At 64.9% G+C, this 15064-nt stretch carries 18 protein-coding genes; 13 read left to right on the top strand and 5 right to left on the bottom strand.

Annotated elements, in window-relative coordinates; translation table 11 throughout:
* The first annotated feature begins 35 nt into the window (after positions 1–35).
* The 4 genes from ACXJKC_RS05985 (at position 36) to ACXJKC_RS05970 (ending at position 3161) form a co-directional block, all read left to right on the top strand.
* Positions 36–446, top strand: a complete 411-nt coding sequence (locus ACXJKC_RS05985; protein ID WP_456695771.1) for a helix-turn-helix domain-containing protein — start codon at positions 36–38, stop codon at positions 444–446.
* The gene (locus ACXJKC_RS05980) at positions 443–1087 is read left to right on the top strand and encodes a hypothetical protein (protein ID WP_456695770.1); all 645 of its coding nucleotides are present in this window, start codon (positions 443–445) and stop codon (positions 1085–1087) included. The genes ACXJKC_RS05985 and ACXJKC_RS05980 overlap by 4 nt, the downstream gene beginning before the upstream one ends.
* 70 nt (positions 1088–1157) lie before the next feature.
* Positions 1158–1421 (top strand): DUF2516 family protein, encoded by a 264-nt coding sequence (locus ACXJKC_RS05975; protein WP_456695769.1) that lies wholly within the window; start codon positions 1158–1160, stop codon positions 1419–1421.
* 84 nt (positions 1422–1505) lie between these two features.
* Positions 1506–3161: a BCCT family transporter gene (locus ACXJKC_RS05970; RefSeq protein WP_456695768.1), complete on the top strand. Its 1656-nt coding sequence runs from the start codon at positions 1506–1508 to the stop codon at positions 3159–3161.
* Between the two features lies 1 nt (position 3162).
* Here ACXJKC_RS05970 and ACXJKC_RS05965 read toward each other — a convergent pair whose 3' ends face one another.
* Entirely contained in the window at positions 3163–3456 is a 294-nt protein-coding gene (locus tag ACXJKC_RS05965; protein ID WP_456695767.1) for a hypothetical protein, read from the bottom strand.
* Positions 3457–3608: 152 nt separating this feature from the next.
* On the opposite strand from ACXJKC_RS05965, the gene ACXJKC_RS05960 reads away from it, so the two are divergent.
* Positions 3609–4232, top strand: a complete 624-nt coding sequence (locus ACXJKC_RS05960; protein WP_456695766.1) for an alpha-ketoglutarate-dependent dioxygenase AlkB — start codon at positions 3609–3611, stop codon at positions 4230–4232.
* 7 nt (positions 4233–4239) lie between these two features.
* Here ACXJKC_RS05960 and ACXJKC_RS05955 read toward each other — a convergent pair whose 3' ends face one another.
* Positions 4240–5184, bottom strand: a complete 945-nt coding sequence (locus tag ACXJKC_RS05955) for a bile acid:sodium symporter family protein (RefSeq protein ID WP_456695765.1) — start codon at positions 5182–5184, stop codon at positions 4240–4242.
* Between the two features lie 23 nt (positions 5185–5207).
* On the opposite strand from ACXJKC_RS05955, the gene proC reads away from it, so the two are divergent.
* The 6 genes from proC (at position 5208) to ACXJKC_RS05925 (ending at position 10109) form a co-directional block, all read left to right on the top strand.
* On the top strand, positions 5208–6014 hold the full coding sequence (proC, locus tag ACXJKC_RS05950; RefSeq protein ID WP_456695764.1) for a pyrroline-5-carboxylate reductase: 807 nt from the start codon (positions 5208–5210) through the stop codon (positions 6012–6014).
* Positions 6015–6023: 9 nt separating this feature from the next.
* Positions 6024–7220: an acetoin utilization protein AcuC gene (locus ACXJKC_RS05945; RefSeq protein WP_456695763.1), complete on the top strand. Its 1197-nt coding sequence runs from the start codon at positions 6024–6026 to the stop codon at positions 7218–7220.
* Positions 7221–7371: 151 nt separating this feature from the next.
* Positions 7372–7557 carry a helix-turn-helix domain-containing protein gene (locus tag ACXJKC_RS05940; protein ID WP_456695762.1) on the top strand — a complete coding sequence of 62 codons (186 nt, stop codon included), beginning with the start codon at positions 7372–7374 and terminating at the stop codon, positions 7555–7557.
* Positions 7558–7752: 195 nt separating this feature from the next.
* The gene (locus tag ACXJKC_RS05935; RefSeq protein WP_019143756.1) at positions 7753–7854 is read left to right on the top strand and encodes a 30S ribosomal protein bS22; all 102 of its coding nucleotides are present in this window, start codon (positions 7753–7755) and stop codon (positions 7852–7854) included.
* Positions 7855–7866: 12 nt separating this feature from the next.
* On the top strand, positions 7867–8850 hold the full coding sequence (locus ACXJKC_RS05930; RefSeq protein WP_456695761.1) for an NAD-dependent epimerase/dehydratase family protein: 984 nt from the start codon (positions 7867–7869) through the stop codon (positions 8848–8850).
* The gene (locus ACXJKC_RS05925; RefSeq protein WP_456695760.1) at positions 8847–10109 is read left to right on the top strand and encodes a lysophospholipid acyltransferase family protein; all 1263 of its coding nucleotides are present in this window, start codon (positions 8847–8849) and stop codon (positions 10107–10109) included. The genes ACXJKC_RS05930 and ACXJKC_RS05925 overlap by 4 nt, the downstream gene beginning before the upstream one ends.
* A gap of 117 nt (positions 10110–10226) precedes the next feature.
* On the opposite strand, the gene ACXJKC_RS05920 is transcribed toward ACXJKC_RS05925, so the two are convergent.
* From ACXJKC_RS05920 to ACXJKC_RS05910, 3 genes are all read right to left on the bottom strand, one after another.
* Positions 10227–11312 (bottom strand): DUF5667 domain-containing protein, encoded by a 1086-nt coding sequence (locus ACXJKC_RS05920; protein ID WP_456695759.1) that lies wholly within the window; start codon positions 11310–11312, stop codon positions 10227–10229.
* A 115-nt stretch (positions 11313–11427) separates the two neighbouring features.
* Complete coding sequence (locus tag ACXJKC_RS05915; protein ID WP_456695758.1) at positions 11428–12129, bottom strand: sigma-70 family RNA polymerase sigma factor; 702 nt, start codon at positions 12127–12129, stop codon at positions 11428–11430.
* A gap of 48 nt (positions 12130–12177) precedes the next feature.
* On the bottom strand, positions 12178–13056 hold the full coding sequence (locus ACXJKC_RS05910) for an HAD family hydrolase (RefSeq protein ID WP_456695757.1): 879 nt from the start codon (positions 13054–13056) through the stop codon (positions 12178–12180).
* Positions 13057–13108: 52 nt separating this feature from the next.
* Here ACXJKC_RS05910 and ACXJKC_RS05905 point away from each other — a divergent pair, with 52 nt between their 5' ends.
* Together ACXJKC_RS05905 and ACXJKC_RS05900 are read left to right on the top strand one after the other, a co-directional pair.
* Positions 13109–14692 carry an AMP-binding protein gene (locus ACXJKC_RS05905; RefSeq protein WP_456695756.1) on the top strand — a complete coding sequence of 528 codons (1584 nt, stop codon included), beginning with the start codon at positions 13109–13111 and terminating at the stop codon, positions 14690–14692.
* Positions 14689–14991: a glutaredoxin family protein gene (locus ACXJKC_RS05900; RefSeq protein ID WP_456695755.1), complete on the top strand. Its 303-nt coding sequence runs from the start codon at positions 14689–14691 to the stop codon at positions 14989–14991. Before ACXJKC_RS05905 ends, ACXJKC_RS05900 begins: the two co-directional genes overlap by 4 nt.
* The last annotated feature ends 73 nt before the right edge of the window (positions 14992–15064 follow it).

Raw genomic sequence — 15064 nt, 5'->3', positions numbered from 1 at the left:
TTGCATTTGCTAACTTTTGCAAGCACTATGGGGATATGGCCAAGTTGAGCATGCACAGGACAGTCGAGGGACTCGGCGAGTACTTGCGTGAGCAGCGAGGTCAGGCGCAGATGTCGCTTCGACAGCTGGCCGAGCTGACGGATGTTTCCAATCCGTATCTCAGCCAGATCGAACGCGGATTGCGTCGTCCTTCGGCGGAAGTCCTGCAACAGATCGCGAAAGCGCTCCGGATCTCCGCCGAGTCGCTCTACGTTCGCGCCGGCATCCTCGATGCCGACGAGAGCGGGGCCCGCATGGTCGAGGACGCCATCGCTCTCGACCAGCGACTCACCGAGCGGCAGAAGACAGCGTTGCTCGACATCTATCGCTCCTTCGTCGGAACCGATGAGGTGGCCGATACCGAGCTCGCCGCAACCGTGACTGAAGCCAACCAGGAGAAAATATGACCATCACCGACACCATCACGACTCAGGTCAAGGCCATCGTCGACGACGTCAAGGGCCTGCCCGAGACGTTCAAGAAGATCGACATCGCCGATCTGCAGAAGCAGGCCCAGGGGCTCGCGCAGGTCGCTCTGACGACCGCGACGGCCACCTACGCCGATCTGGCCAAGAAGGGCGAGGGATTCGTCGCCAAGGCCAAGGGCATCAAGGTCGACGACGTCAAGAAGTCGGCTGACGACTTCTTCGACAAGGCCGAGGACAAGGTCGAAGACGTCGCCGAAGACGTCGCCAAGCAGGCCAAGGGCTTCGCCACCGAAGCGCAGAAGGTCGCCGCCGACTACGTCTCGGTCGCCAAGGCGCAGGTCACCAAGGTGACCGGCAAGACCGCCCCGGCCGCTAAGGCCACGCCGGCCGCTAAGACCACGCCGGCTGCCAAGGCCGCTCCTGTCGCCACGACGGCTCCGGCTGCGAAGAAGGCACCCGCTGCGAAGAAGGCTCCCGCTGCGAAGAAGGCTCCCGCTGCGAAGAAGGCTCCCGCGGCAAAGACGGCCAGCACTACGCCGGTCGCCAAGAAGGCACCCGCGAAGACGGCTCCTGCGAAGACGGCTCCGGCCGCCAAGAAGGCGCCGTCCGCCGACGCCTGATCACAGCTGAACAGAGGAAGGCGGGTCCCCACAGGGCCCGCCTTTTTCGCTGTGCCGATAGCCTTCGCACATGTTAGACGTCCAAGGTGGCCTGTTCCTGGTCCTGTCACTCGGCTTGTTCGCGGTCAAGGGCTTCGCGATGGCCGATTGTGTGGGCCGGCGTGCCTCGGATTTCAGCAACTACGAGACGCTGTCCAAGAACGGTTGGCTGGTGATCCTGGGCCTCGCCCTCGGTGCCCACATCCTCCAGTGGGACCCTCTGGCGGTCCTCAATCTGGTCGGTTCTGTCGCCGCGTTGGTCTATTTGGCTCAGGTGCGCGGCTCGTCACACTGAGTGACACTGAGTCGCTTTGGCTCACTGACTCGACTAAGGTCGCACGGTCTGAAGTAGCAACCGATCGACCGGGGAATTAAATCAGTGAGTCAGCAGCAAACGTCGTGGCGTGACCGAATAGATCCTGTCGTCTTCGGTGTCACCGGAGCAATCGCGATCGGCTTCGTCGCCTGGGGCCTGATCAGCACGCCGAGCCTTGGCAAGGCGTCCGACACGGCCCAGGACTGGGTCATCACCAACACAGGCTGGCTGTTCGTCCTGGCGTCGACATTCTTCGTGATCTTCGTGATCTGGCTCGCCGCGAGCAAGTATGGCCGTATTCCGCTCGGCACCGATGACGAGAAGCCCGAGTTCCGCACTGTGTCATGGATCGCCATGATGTTCAGCGCCGGCATGGGCATCGGGCTGATGTTCTGGGGCGTGGCCGAGCCGCTCTCGCACTACGCGAAGCCACCGCCGGGAACGGCCGATCCGCAGACCGACGAGGCCTTCCAGACTGCGATGGCGACCACGATGTTCCACTGGGCGCTACATCCGTGGGCGATCTACGCTGTCGTCGGTATCGCGATCGCCTATGGGACGTTCCGTAAGGGCCGCAGGCAGCTCATCTCTTCCGCGTTCATCCCCTTGATCGGCAAGAAGCGTGCCGAAGGGCCGGCCGGGCGAGTCATCGACATCCTCGCGATCTTCGCGACGCTCTTCGGTTCGGCGGCGTCCCTGGGACTTGGTGCTCTGCAGATCGGCAGCGGATTCAAATTCAACGGCTGGGTCGACTCGGTCGACAAGGCCGTGCTGGTCGTCGTGATCGTGATCCTGACGATCGCCTTCATTGCTTCGGCTGTCTCGGGTATCGCCAAGGGGATCCAGTGGTTGTCGAACATCAACATGGTGCTCGCCCTCGTGCTGGCGGTCTTCGTGTTTGTCGCCGGCCCGACCCTCCTGATCCTCAATCTGCTGCCGACTGCGCTGGGTGACTACGCCTCGCAGATGACGGAAATGGCCTCACGTACCGCGGCCAGCGGCGATGACGCGATGAAGGACTGGCTCGCCGGTTGGACGATCTTCTACTGGGCCTGGTGGGTTTCGTGGACGCCGTTCGTCGGCATGTTCATCGCCCGCATCAGCCGGGGGCGCACGATCCGGCAGTTCGTCACTGGTGTGCTGATCGTTCCCTCACTCGTGAGCCTGGTCTGGTTCGCCGTCTTCGGCGGCGCGGCGATCGATGGACAGCGCAAAACCGGCGACCTCGTCGGCAAGGGTGGAGCGGTCGACACCGACTCGGCGCTGTTCGCGATGCTCGACCAGCTGCCGCTGGCGTCGATCACGACGGTATTGGTCATGGTGCTCGTCGGCATCTTCTTCGTTTCCGGCGCAGATGCCGCCTCGATCGTCATGGGCTCATTGAGCGAGAAGGGCTCCGACGAACCCTCGAAGCGCACGGTCGTGTTCTGGGGATCGGTGACCGGTGCGGTGGCAGCGATCATGCTGGTGATCGGCGGTGACAAGGCTTTGACGGGACTGCAACAGATCACGATCGTGGCGGCGGTGCCGTTTGTCCTGGTCATGGTCGCGCTGTGCGTATCGCTCTATAAGGATCTGCAGACCGATCCGATCGTCGTCAATGAGCGGTTGGGTGTCGTGATGGTCGAGGAGGCCGTAGCGACCGGCGTCGAGGAACACGACGGAGACTTCGTGCTCGTGGTCGAGGCGTCCGAACCCGACAGCGACAAGCCCGCTTAGTTCAGCGGGGCCTGGCCGGGTGGAGCCAGCGGGTCGCGATGACCAGCAACGGTCCTAGATCGTCGTCCTGACCGGCTCGGGCGTGCTGGCGGTGCACCTCGCGGTGCGCGACCGCCAGCCCGCACAGCCAGCGGGCGATGTCCGGTACATGCAGTTCACGGTCGATGGTTCCCTCCGCCATCGCCTGCTCCGCCAATGTCGAGAAGTTCTGCTCGACGTCGGCGGTGATCGGGCGGGCAGGGTCGGAGGCGAGTTGCTCGAGCTGTTCGAGCAGTGAGTCCCAGGCCGGTTGCATGAGTCGGAGCCTACGTCCCTCTCCGCGAGCGGTGCGGATTGGTCTTCCCGAGACGGCGTGTCTGTCCAGACCGCACCGCTCGCGGTCGGGTTTGCACCACTCGGGGCGAAGTAATACTAGAACGTCTGTTCGAATCGGCGTACGCTGATCAGGTGACCGACTACTACCAGGGTTCGCTGCTCGATGTCGGCCTGACCCCAGAGATCAGCCCGCTGGCGATGCGGCGCACCGCGCTCGCCGACGGTGCCTGGGTCGACGTCATGCCCGGTTGGATCACCGGTTCCGACGAAGTGTTCCTGCGCTTGCAGTCAGAGGTCGCGTGGCAGGCCGAAAGACGGCAGATGTACGACCGGGTCGTCGACGTACCGAGGCTGGTCGCCCACTACGGAGTGCGCGATGAGCTCCCCGACCGGTTGCTGCTGGATGCGCGCGAGGCGATTTCGGACCACTACGAGGACGAGCTCGGTGAACGGTTCGCGACGGCCGGGCTGTGCTACTACCGTGACGGCCACGACAGCGTCGCCTGGCACGGCGATCGAATCGGTCGAGGTCGCACCGACGACACGATGGTTGCGATCGTCTCGTTCGGCGCCGCCAGACGGCTGTCACTGCGACCACGCGCAGGAGGTCCGCAGATCGGCTTCGCGCTGGGGCACGGCGACCTGGTCGTGATGGGCGGATCATGCCAGCGCACCTGGGATCACGCAGTCCTCAAGACCGCGCGAGCGGTCGGACCACGCATCAGCGTCCAGTTCCGTCCCCGCGGTGTGCTGTAGCGCCCGATCAGGCGCGGGCCAACCGCCCGGCCACGACAGCACAGGTCATGAGCTGCAGCTGGTGATACAGCATCAGCGGCAGCACGATCAGTGCGACGTCCTTCGGCGCGAACAGCACTGAGGCGATCGGCAGGCCGCTCGCGAGAGACTTGTTGCAGCCGCAGAACAGGATCGCGATGCGGTCTGACCGGTCGAAGTGCAATGCTCGACCGATCGCGACGCACCACCCCATCACGATGCTGAGCAGTGCCGCGCACACCAGCGCGACTGCCAGGACCGACCCGACCGACAGCGATGACCAGATGTCGGCTTGGGCCCCCTCGCTGAACGCGACGAAGACCACCAGGACGATGCTGCTGCGGTCGTACTGCTTGAGCACCGCGTCACTGCGGGTCACGAAGCCGCCGACGAGGGGCCGGAGCAACTGACCCAGCACGAACGGGGCGAGGATCTGCAAGAAGATACGGACGATCGAGCCGCCGTCGACTGCGGCGTCTGACGCCATCAGCAAGGCCACAAGTGCGGGGGTCAGGAAGACTCCGATGAGATTCGACATCGACGCATTCACGACGGCGCCTGCCACATTGCCGCCGGCGATGCGGGTGAACACGACACACGACTGCACGGTCGACGGCACAAGACACAGCAGGAGGACGCCGCTGGCGAGCGAAGAACGCAGCAGGTTGCCGTCGAAGATCTGGATGGCCAGGCCGAGCAGCGGGAAAAGCACGAACGTCGTCGACAAGATCACGATGTGCAGGCGCCAGTGGCGAAGACCGGTCACGGTCTCTGCTGTCGAGAGTCGCGCGCCGTAGAGGAAGAACAGCAGACCGATCGCGACTTTGGACGCGGTCTTCAACACGTCGAGGACATCACCTGTCGCCGGCACGAACGAGGCCACGACCGCAGCCGCGAGCAGGGCCAGGATGAATGGGTCGGGACGCAAGCGCACACCCAGACCCTAGTGTGGACCGCATGACTCAGCGGATTGCCATCCTCGGCGCCGGCGTGATGGGGGAGACCCTGCTGTCGGCCATTCTCAGTTCGGGCCATGGCCCTGATGCCCTCGTGATCAGCGAAAAACGCGAAGAAAGAGCCGCGGAGCTTCGCGCGGAGTACGGCGTCGAGGTCACCGGGAACGCCGAAGCCGTGGCCGGCGCGGACGTCATCTTGCTCGTCGTCAAGCCCCAGGACGTTCCTGGGCTGCTCGACGAGATCAGCGGCGCGGTGGAGCCGGCTGCGATCGTCGTCTCCCTGGCTGCGGGTATCCGTACTGAGCGAATCGAGGCTGCCCTTGCGAGAGGTGTGGCCGTGGTGCGCGCGATGCCCAACACCCCCGCATTGGTCGGCGAGGGGATGTTCGGGATCTCCCCGGGCAGCTCTTGTTCGAACGAGCAGGTCGAGTCCGTCGCCAGACTGTTGGACGCCGGTGGCGAGGTCGTGGTGGTGGATGAGAGCGTCCAGGATGCTGTGACAGCGGTATCCGGTTCGGGACCGGCCTACGTCTTCTATCTCGCCGAGGCGATGATCGCCGGGGGCGTCGCCCAAGGTCTCGACGAGACAACCGCCCGCAAGCTGGCGACGCAGACGATCGTCGGGTCGGCCAAACTCCTGGCCGAGTCCGACGAGACCGCGCAAGAACTGCGCCGTCGGGTCACGTCACCGAACGGCACGACGCACGCTGCGATCACGACCTTCGACGACCGCGGAGTCAAGGACGGGATCGTGGCCGGAGTCGCCGCAGCGGCAGCCAGGTCCGCTGAGCTGTCGGGACCGGCATAGGCTCGAAGCGTGAGTGAGATCCAGCACACGGCCAGTGACCGCGCCTGCGTCGTCTTCGACAAGCAGCTGACCGAGTACAACTTCGGCCAGTCGCACCCCATGGCGCCGGTGCGTATCGAACTCACGATGGACCTCGCGACCGAGCTCGGCATCGTCGACGGACTCGACGTCGTGGGCGCGGTGCCTGCCACCGAGGACGAGCTGCACCTGATCCACACCGAGAACTACATCGAACGGGTCCGCAAGCTCAGCGATCATCCGACCCACGCTGACCTGACGGTCGGACTCGGCAGCGAAGACAATCCGGTCTTCGCCCACATGCACGAGGCCAGCTCGCTGATCGCCGGCGCGAGCGTCGAGGCAGCGCGCCGGGTCTGGACGGGCGCGGCTCCCCGCGCCATCAACATCAGCGGCGGCTTGCATCATGCGATGCCGGGCAATGCGAGCGGCTTCTGCATCTACAACGATGTCGCCCTCGCGATCAGGTGGCTGCTCGACAACGGTGCGAAACGGGTCGCCTACATCGATGTCGATGCCCATCACGGCGACGGTGTGCAGAAGATGTTCTGGAATGACCCCCGCGTCATGACGATCTCGATCCACGAAGGTCCGCAGACGCTGTTCCCGGGCACCGGCTTCTCGACCGAGACCGGCGGTGAAGGAGCAGAGGGAACCGCCGTCAACGTCCCGCTGCCACCTGGGACGTCGGACGCCGGTTGGCTGCGAGCCTTCCACGCCGTGGTGCCCCCGCTGGTGCGCGAGTTCGCCCCCGACATCTTGGTGACGCAGCACGGTTGTGACTCACACATGGACGATCCGCTGACCAATCTGATGCTGAGTGTCGACGGCCAGCGGGCGTCCTACCTGGCAGTCAAGGACCTGGCCGAAGAGGTGTGCGGCGGCAAATGGGTCGCAACCGGCGGTGGCGGCTATGCCGTGCTCGACGTCGTTCCGCGCGCCTGGGCGCATCTGCTGGCCATCGTGTCGGGTGCCCCGCTCGATCCGGCGACCCTGACACCGGACAAATGGCGTGACCGCATCTCGGAGTTGCGCGGTATGTCGGGACCCCAGCGCATGACCGACGGACGCGCGGTGACCTACCGTGCGTGGGAGCAGGGATATGACCCGGCCAGCTGGCTGGATCGCTCGATTCATGCGACCCGGGCAGCGGTTTTCCCGCTCAACGGGATGGACCCGCAGCCCTGATGGCTGTTCGGATCTCTCGGTCCGCCTGAATTTTTCTGCAACTACTGTCGCCGAGGTGCCGCGAGGCACTACGCTCGACCAAGGCACGCGCGCAGTTTCTCTGGTGGGGAAGCCAGAGAGCGCGCGTGCCCCTCAGGAAGCAGGTGGTCAGATGGCAACCGGACCCAAGTTCTTGACTGTTGCCGAAGTGGCCAGTCAGATGCGCGTCTCCAAGATGACGGTCTACCGGCTGGTGCACTCCGGTGAGCTCGAGGCGGTCCGTGTGGGACGCTCATTCCGCGTTCCCGAACCTGCCGTCCAGGAGTTCCTGGGCAAGTCATACTTTCAAGCAGGCTGATCTGCGACCACCGCCGGCCGGGCCCCAAGGACGTACCTCCAGTCGGCCAGAATGCCGACCACTCGGCACGTGTAGGCTGAGGGGCAGTCGTGACCGAGGGTAGAGGCCATTCGTTGCCTCGCTCGAAGTCGCGGCCAAGAGTCTCGAGAGCACACCAGCCACCCATGTGTGGCCAACAAGAATGAGAAGTGACCCGTGGGTTCAGTCATCAAGAAGCGTCGTAAGCGGATGTCGAAGAAGAAGCACCGCAAGATGCTCAAGCGCACTCGAGTGCAGCGTCGTCGTCTGGGCAAGTAGAAAACAACGCGAATGAGCCGAGTCATCCTCGTTACGGGCGTGGCCGGTTCATTCGCGTCGACATTTGCCCGCGCCCTCGCCGATCTAGGTGAGGACGCCGGCATCGACAAGGTCGTCGGGATCGACACGATCTTGCCCAATGTCGACCTCGGTGGCGTCAAGTTCGTCCGTGCCGATATCCGGACCGCTGTCATCGGCAAGGTCATCGCGGTCGACGACGTCGACACTGTCGTGCACCTCGACGTCAATCCGCCCCAGCGTGGACGCGGTGGCGGTGCCAAGGAACTCAACGTCATCGGCACGATGCAGCTCCTTGCTGCCTGCCAGCGTTCGGCGAAGGTCAGCAAGTTCGTCCTGGGCTCGTCGACCGCCGTCTACGGGACGTCGCCTCGTGATCCGGCGATGTTCACCGAATCGCTGTTGCCTCGGGCCGGCGTCCGGACCGGGTTCCCCAAGGACATCGTCGAGGTCGAGTCGTACGTCCGTGGATTCGCCCGCCGCCGTCCCGAGATCATCATCACGACGATCCGCGCGGCGCAGGTGCTGCACCCCTCGATCGACACGCCGTTGAGCAACTATCTGCGTAATCCGGTGCTCCCGGCCGTCCTCGGCTTCGACCCTCGGTTGCAGTTCCTATCACTCCAAGACGCTCTGGAGATCTTGACCCAGGCTGTCGTACACGACCGGCCGGGAACGTTCAACGCGGCCGGTGAGGGTGTCGTGCTGCTGAGCCAGGCCGCCCGCAGACTTGGTCGCCCGGTGATCCCGTTGGTGCCGATCGGCTTCGCGGCGGCCGCCCGACGAGTCATCCGCACGATGGGCTCGGATATCCCGCCCGATCTGCACCGGCTGTTGACGTACGGCCGTGCGGTGGACACTTCGGCGCTGCGTGACATCTTCGGCTACGAGCTCCAGCGGACGTCGGCCGAGACGCTCGACGATTTCGGCCATGCGATCCGACCCGGACTCCTGGCATCGCTGGGAGGCCGCGCATGAACGACGAGCGCAAGACGATCGGTTCGGCAGGCAAGGCCGGCCGAGGCAATCGGTCGACCTCGCCGTCGACGGCCGCGCGCTCATTGGCCGGCGGCTCGGTCAAGCCGAAGGCCGTCGCCAAGGCCAAGTCGGTCGCCGAACCGGCGGCGGCCAAGAAACCGGCCGTCAAGAAGCCGGTCGCAAAGAAGGCGCCGGTCAAGAAGCCCACAGCCAAGAAGGTCTCCGCGCCGGCTCCCGATCCGGTCGAGCCCGTCACACCACCACGCCTACGGGCCGTGACGGATGAGGATGCCGCAGCAGCTGCGGCCGCAGCGGCCGAGGAGGCGGTCAAACGAACCCGCACTGCGGGCGCTGCACCTGTCGCGGCGGGCATCCCACTCGACGACATCGTCGTCGCCCTGATCCAGGGTGCACAACGGGTTCTCGGTTCCGACTGGGAAACGCGCATCGCTGTTCTGCTCGCCACGATGCGCAAGCGCCTGAGCGGGAACTACGAAGTCGACGAGTTCGGCTTCGATCCGCAGATCGCCGAAGTCCTCGCTGCGGCGATCGAGCCGCTGGCCGAGAAGTGGTTCCGGCTCGAGGTCCGCGGTATCGAGAACATCCCTGATGACGGTGGCGCGCTGCTGGTCGCCAATCACTCGGGCACTGTGCCGATCGACGGACTGATGACCGGATACGCGGTCAAGAAGTACGCCGGACGCAATCTACGCCCCCTGGGGGCGGATCTGGTGTTCTCGCTGCCTCTCGTGGGACAGGTGGCCCGCAAGATCGGCGCGACGCTTGCCTGCACGCAGGACGCCGAACGGCTGTTGACCAATGGGGAGCTGGCCGGGGTGTGGCCAGAAGGTTTCAAGGGCATCGGAAAGCCGTTCGCCGAGCGCTACAAACTCCAACGCTTCGGTCGCGGCGGCTTCGTGTCGTCGGCGATGCGTGCCGGTGTCCCCATCGTGCCGGTCTCGATTGTCGGCGCCGAGGAGATCTACCCGCTGGTCGGCAATGTGCCGTCCCTCGCGCGACTGCTCGGATTGCCGTATCTGCCGATCACACCGTTCTTCCCGCTGCTCGGCCCGTTGGGGATGATCCCGTTGCCGAGCAAGTGGATCATCGAATTCGGCGAGCCGGTGCGTACCGATGCGTACGAGCCCGAGGCCGCTGACGATCCGATGCTGCTGTTCAACGTCACCGACCAGGTGCGCGAAACGATCCAGCAGACGCTCTACAAGCTCCTGGTAGACCGAGGCAACGCCTTCTTCTAAGGCAGGCAAGTCATGAGACCTGGCCCTACGTGGTGGCCATAGGGCCGAGCGAAGCGAAGGCCAAGAAGGTCGGGCAAAGCCCGACAGGACGACGTAGTCGTCCAGCGGCGAAGCCGCTTACTTCTTACCGCCGAGCAATCCGTTCAACAGGCCGGGGACCAGGCCTTCTTGATCGTCATCGCCGAGCAGGCCGCCCAGCAGCGGATCGGTGATATCGGTCAAAGACGGTGGTTTCGTGGTTGCGGCCGGCGCAGGCTTGGTCGGAGCAGCGGTTGTCGGCGCCGGCTGGGTCGTCTTGGCGGGAGAGCCGCCCGTCGGATTGGCTGTCGGGGCAGGCGGGGACGCTTTTGCGCCGTTGTCGGTGTTGGAGGCAGGCTCGGCCGACGTCGGCTTGTCGTCCTTCTTGGTCAGGTTCGTCACGGAGTTGACGAGGGCTCGGACGTCGGGCGACACGCAACTGAGGCACAGCGAACTCGCCTCGGAGGCCAGCATGCTGACCGCATCGCTAGCTGCTGCCAATGCGCCCGTTGCCTCATCGGGCAGCCGGTTGGAGAGCATATTCAGATCTGCGCCCGCCGTGGCGGCGAAGTCGTTGACCTTGCGGACCGACTTCTCCTGGCCGCTGGAGCTGAAGTCCTTGAACAGTCGAGAGGATCCCTCGGTGGCCGATTCGGAGAATGAATCGAGAGCCTTGGTGATCAACGCCGGGGATGCGTCCTCGGCGCTGAGCTTGCGAGCCTCGGCAAGACGTTCGGATGCTTGGGCGAGTTGGAATGCGCCTCGGTTGGAGTCGCCGCGATGCAGTGTGAGCTCTACCGACTCGACAGTGCGTTTGACTGGATAGAGCATCTCGCCGGGCAGAGCAGACGCACTGGATGCCACCAGGCTCACGGCTCCGGCAGAGGCGATCAGAGTTGCGGCCAATCCGGCGATCCGGCGGCGTGCCGGACGGGAGCTGCGGGTTACGCGGGGTTCTGTCGTCGGCCGTGACGATCCTGGCATCGGCACCAGCGCGGTCGCAGCCTCTGTCATCAGACGGCCGCGAAGGTCGCTGCGGAACGCGAGAGAAGGCTCGACAGCAGCAGCTTCGCACAGACCTTCGGCGAATTGCACGAGGTCGGCGATGGTCTCGTCCCGGGGTGCGCGTCCGTTCCAGGCGTCCTCGAAGGCCTGGGCGTCGTCGTGCGGGCGACGGCCGCTCATGACACGCTCCTCACTGACGATGTCCTCACTGCTGTGGTGATGTCAGGACGAACAACGAATCGCAGGGCGTATGAGTTACGGGCATGTGATGAGGGACCCATCCAGGTGCGGCCGGTCATCGGACATCTCCCGGCACGGATTTGGCCAGACTTCTGACCGCGCGAAGCTGCAGCTGCTTGATGGCACCCTCGCTGCGTCCGAGGGCCGCGGCTGTCTGGGCGATCGAAAGACCCTGGATGAATCGCATCAAGATGCAGTCGCGCTGTTCATTGGGCAAGGCGTTGACCGCCTCGAACAAGATCTCGTTGGAGATGAGTGCCAGGACTTCCTGCTCGGGGCTGGCCGCGTGCGTCTTGCCTTCCGGGATCGTCTCGGAGACGATCTCGAGACGCGAGCGACTCGACTTGAAGTGATCGGCCACGAGGTTGCGAGCGATCGTGGTCAGCCAGGCACCGAAGTCCTTGCCCTGCCAGTTGAACCGCTGAATCGCGCGCAGTCCCCGTACGAACGTCTCGCTCGTGAGGTCTTCGGCCAACTGCTGAGAACCGACCCGGTAGTAGATGAATCTGAAGACGCCGGTCACGTAGTGGTCGTAGAGCTGTCCGAACGCTTCGGCATCGCCCTCTTTGGCCAGATCGACCAGTGCCCGTAGCCGCGAAGCCTCAGGATCGTTGTCATCGTGTGGGATCGGGCTGCCGTTCGACGGCGCATAGGCCGGGGAGTCCGCGAGTGCCAGGGCGACCTGGAGTGACCGGTCGTCGGGCATCGCGAAGGCCAGCGACAGCGCGATGCGCAGTGCTCGGCTCGATTCCCTCACAGGCCCTCCCTGATCATCGGAGAGTCTAGCCCGAATGCAATTGGGGTGTCAGCGATTTTGTTTATTCCGCCGCCGCAGCAAATGCCAGCTCAATGCGCCGCCCATCGCGGCCACTGCGCCCTTACTTCCTGCCATGGCGACCTTGCGACCTGTGCGGTAGTCACGGATACGCCAGCCCTTGGCCTTGGCGTGTGCGCGGAGTGCCGAATCGGGGTTGACGGCGCAGGGATGACCCACCAGCGAGAGCATCGGCAGGTCGTTGCTCGAATCGGAGTAGGCCGAGCAGTCGCCGAGGCTGAGACCCTCGCGCGCCACGATCTCCAGAATCGCGGCAGCCTTGCCTTCCCCGTGGAGCATGTCGCCGACGAGTCGTCCGGTGTAGACGCCGTCGACGTGCTCGGCGACCGTGCCGAGTGCGCCGGTCAGACCGAGGCGCCGAGCAATGACAGAGGCGATCTCGACGGGGGCCGCCGTGACGAGCCAGACCTGTTGCCCCCGGTCGAGATGCCATTGGGCGATCGCCCGGGTGCCCGGCCAGATCTTGTCGGCCATGTGCTGGTCGAAGATCTCCTCGCCGAGTTCTTCCAGTTCGGTGACGTGGTGCCCGGCAATGAACGCCAGGGCGGCTGAACGGGCTTTCTCGATGTGCTCGGGATCCTCGCTGCCGACGACGCGGAAATACAGTTGCTGCCACGCGGCCGAGACGATGTCACGGGTCGTGAAGAATTTGCGCTGATGCAGTCCGCGGGCGAAATGGAAGATCGAGGCGCCCTGCATGATCGTGTTGTCGACGTCGAAGAACGCCGCAGCGGTGGGGTCGGGGCCGACCGACAGCGCGGTTTCCATCTCAGGGGCGGATGCTGAGGCCTGGCCCGCAAGAACTGAGCGTGACTGCAGGTTGCGCCGCCGGTCCGCATCCTGTGCCATGAGTGCGAGCCTAACGCCCCTGCCTGGCTCCGACCTGTGGTTGACTCGGAGTGTGACGATCAATGTCAGCGAATACCTGCATGCGTCGGCCGTGAAGGATCCCGACGGCGTCGCACTGGTCGAGCATCGAGGCGTTCGTCGCGAGATGTCCTGGCGCGAGTTCGATGCGGCCGCAGACGCGGTGGCCCGTGCGTTGTCTGCACGCGGGCTCGTCGCCGGTCAACGCGTTGCGATCGTCATGGGAAACCGGATCGACCTGCCGATCGCCTACTACGGCATCCTGCGCGGTGGGATGGTCGCGGTGCCGGTCAATCCGCGTTCGACGACCCGCGAGATCAGCCGGACCCTGGCCGACTCGGTGGCTCGCATCGTCCTGTGTGACGAGGCCGGGGTCGCACAGGTTCGCGAGGCTCGAAGCGGGGAGCACGAGTTCAGTGTCGTGGTCAACGGGGCAGAGGCGCTGACCGGCGAGACCTCATTCGAGTCGTTCCTCGCCGACGCCTCGGGTGCCGCCCCGGCCGCACCCGTCGACATCGAGACCTTGGCCGTCATCCTCTACACGTCGGGCACCAGCGGGAAGCCACGAGGAGCGATGCTGACGCATCGGGCGCTGATCGCGAATATCGAGCAGATCGCCCAGCTAGACCCGCCGGTTGTGGCACCCGACGACATATGTCTGGGGCTGCTGCCGATGTTCCACATCTATGGCCTCAACTGCGTCCTCGGACAAGCGGTCCGGCAGGGTGCGGCGGTATTGATGGTCGACGGATTCGACCCGACGGGTCTTCTGGAACAGATTCGCACCGAAGGGGTCACGAATCTTCCGCTGGCGCCGCCTGTCATAGCGGCCTGGGCGGGCCGTGACCGGCTACGCGAACAGTTGGGTGGTGTCTCGCTGGTGTTGTCGGGTGCCGCGGCGCTCGATCCGGAACTTGCCGAGTCATTCCACGAATCGTCCGGCAAATACGTCGAGCAGGGCTACGGCCTGACCGAGACCGCGCCGGTCATCGCGACGACCATGGGTCTGGGACGCGAGCCGGGCACGGCACCCAAGTCCGGTTCGGTCGGACGTCCGCTGCCCGGTATCGACATCCGCATTGTCGAATCCAGCGGCGTCGACGCCGCGCCCGGCGATCCAGCCGAGATCTGGGTCAAGGGCGACAATCTCTTCTCCGGCTACTGGCCAGATGGAGTCGACGGGCCTCGCGATGATGGCTGGTATCCGACCGGCGACGTCGGCTTCCTCGACGAGGATGGCGATCTGACGCTGGTCGACCGGCTTCGCGAACTCGTCATCGTCTCGGGATTCAATGTCTATCCTTTCGAGGTCGAAGAGGCCATCGCCGAGGTGCCGGGTGTCTCGGAGGTCGCCGTCGTGGGGTTGCCCGATGCGGAGACGGGTGAGGCCGTGGTCGCTTTCGTCGTGCCGGATCAGGGCACCGATGAGAGCACTCTGGTCGACGAAGTCGATGCGCACTGCCGCACCCGATTGGCCCGGTTCAAGGTCCCGAGCCGCGCGATCGTCGTGTCCGGCCTGCCGCACTCGGCCACCGGCAAGGTGGCCAAGGGGCGCCTGCGTGCACTCGCCCGGAGCGAGACACTGGGTCTTACGACTCAGTCCGCGGACGAGCGGTGAGACTGCCGGGTCGCCGTAGCGATCCACGACCCGTGCCGCCGGTCGCCCACGCAGACGATGCCCGGGTGGTCGTCTACTCGCGCGCCGGCTGCCATTTGTGCGAGGAAGCCGAAGCGCAGGTGGCCCAGATCTGCGGCGAGTCAGGTGACACCTGGGTCAGAATCGACATCGATACCGATCCTGATCTTCGCCAGCGTTTCACCGAGCAAGTGCCTGTGACATTCGTCGACGGCGCCCAACACGACTTCTGGCGGGTCGACCCCAAACGCCTGCGAACGGCGCTGTCGAGGCCTCGCTGAAGTGTGACGTGGGCCACCGACCAGCGTCTCGATTTTGTTAACGCGTTCACAAACTCTTAAACTGTTGGTGCAC

This window comes from Aeromicrobium sp. P5_D10, from assembly GCF_054049535.1.
The sequence above is the reverse complement of the archived record's forward strand: the minus strand, read 5'-3'. Positions and strand labels throughout refer to the sequence as shown.

Excerpts from the sequence above, each read along its gene's own strand:
- ACXJKC_RS05920 (WP_456695759.1), bottom strand. The coding sequence starts at position 11,312 with ATGAGCGGCCGTCGCCCGCACGACGACGCCCAGGCCTTCGAGGACGCC.
- proC (WP_456695764.1), top strand. The coding sequence starts at position 5,208 with ATGACTCAGCGGATTGCCATCCTCGGCGCCGGCGTGATGGGGGAGACC.
- ACXJKC_RS05980 (WP_456695770.1), top strand. The coding sequence starts at position 443 with ATGACCATCACCGACACCATCACGACTCAGGTCAAGGCCATCGTCGAC.
- ACXJKC_RS05910 (WP_456695757.1), bottom strand. The coding sequence starts at position 13,056 with ATGGCACAGGATGCGGACCGGCGGCGCAACCTGCAGTCACGCTCAGTT.
- ACXJKC_RS05975 (WP_456695769.1), top strand. The coding sequence starts at position 1,158 with ATGTTAGACGTCCAAGGTGGCCTGTTCCTGGTCCTGTCACTCGGCTTG.
- ACXJKC_RS05930 (WP_456695761.1), top strand. The coding sequence starts at position 7,867 with ATGAGCCGAGTCATCCTCGTTACGGGCGTGGCCGGTTCATTCGCGTCG.
- ACXJKC_RS05965 (WP_456695767.1), bottom strand. The coding sequence starts at position 3,456 with ATGCAACCGGCCTGGGACTCACTGCTCGAACAGCTCGAGCAACTCGCC.
- ACXJKC_RS05925 (WP_456695760.1), top strand. The coding sequence starts at position 8,847 with ATGAACGACGAGCGCAAGACGATCGGTTCGGCAGGCAAGGCCGGCCGA.
- ACXJKC_RS05940 (WP_456695762.1), top strand. The coding sequence starts at position 7,372 with ATGGCAACCGGACCCAAGTTCTTGACTGTTGCCGAAGTGGCCAGTCAG.
- ACXJKC_RS05985 (WP_456695771.1), top strand. The coding sequence starts at position 36 with ATGGCCAAGTTGAGCATGCACAGGACAGTCGAGGGACTCGGCGAGTAC.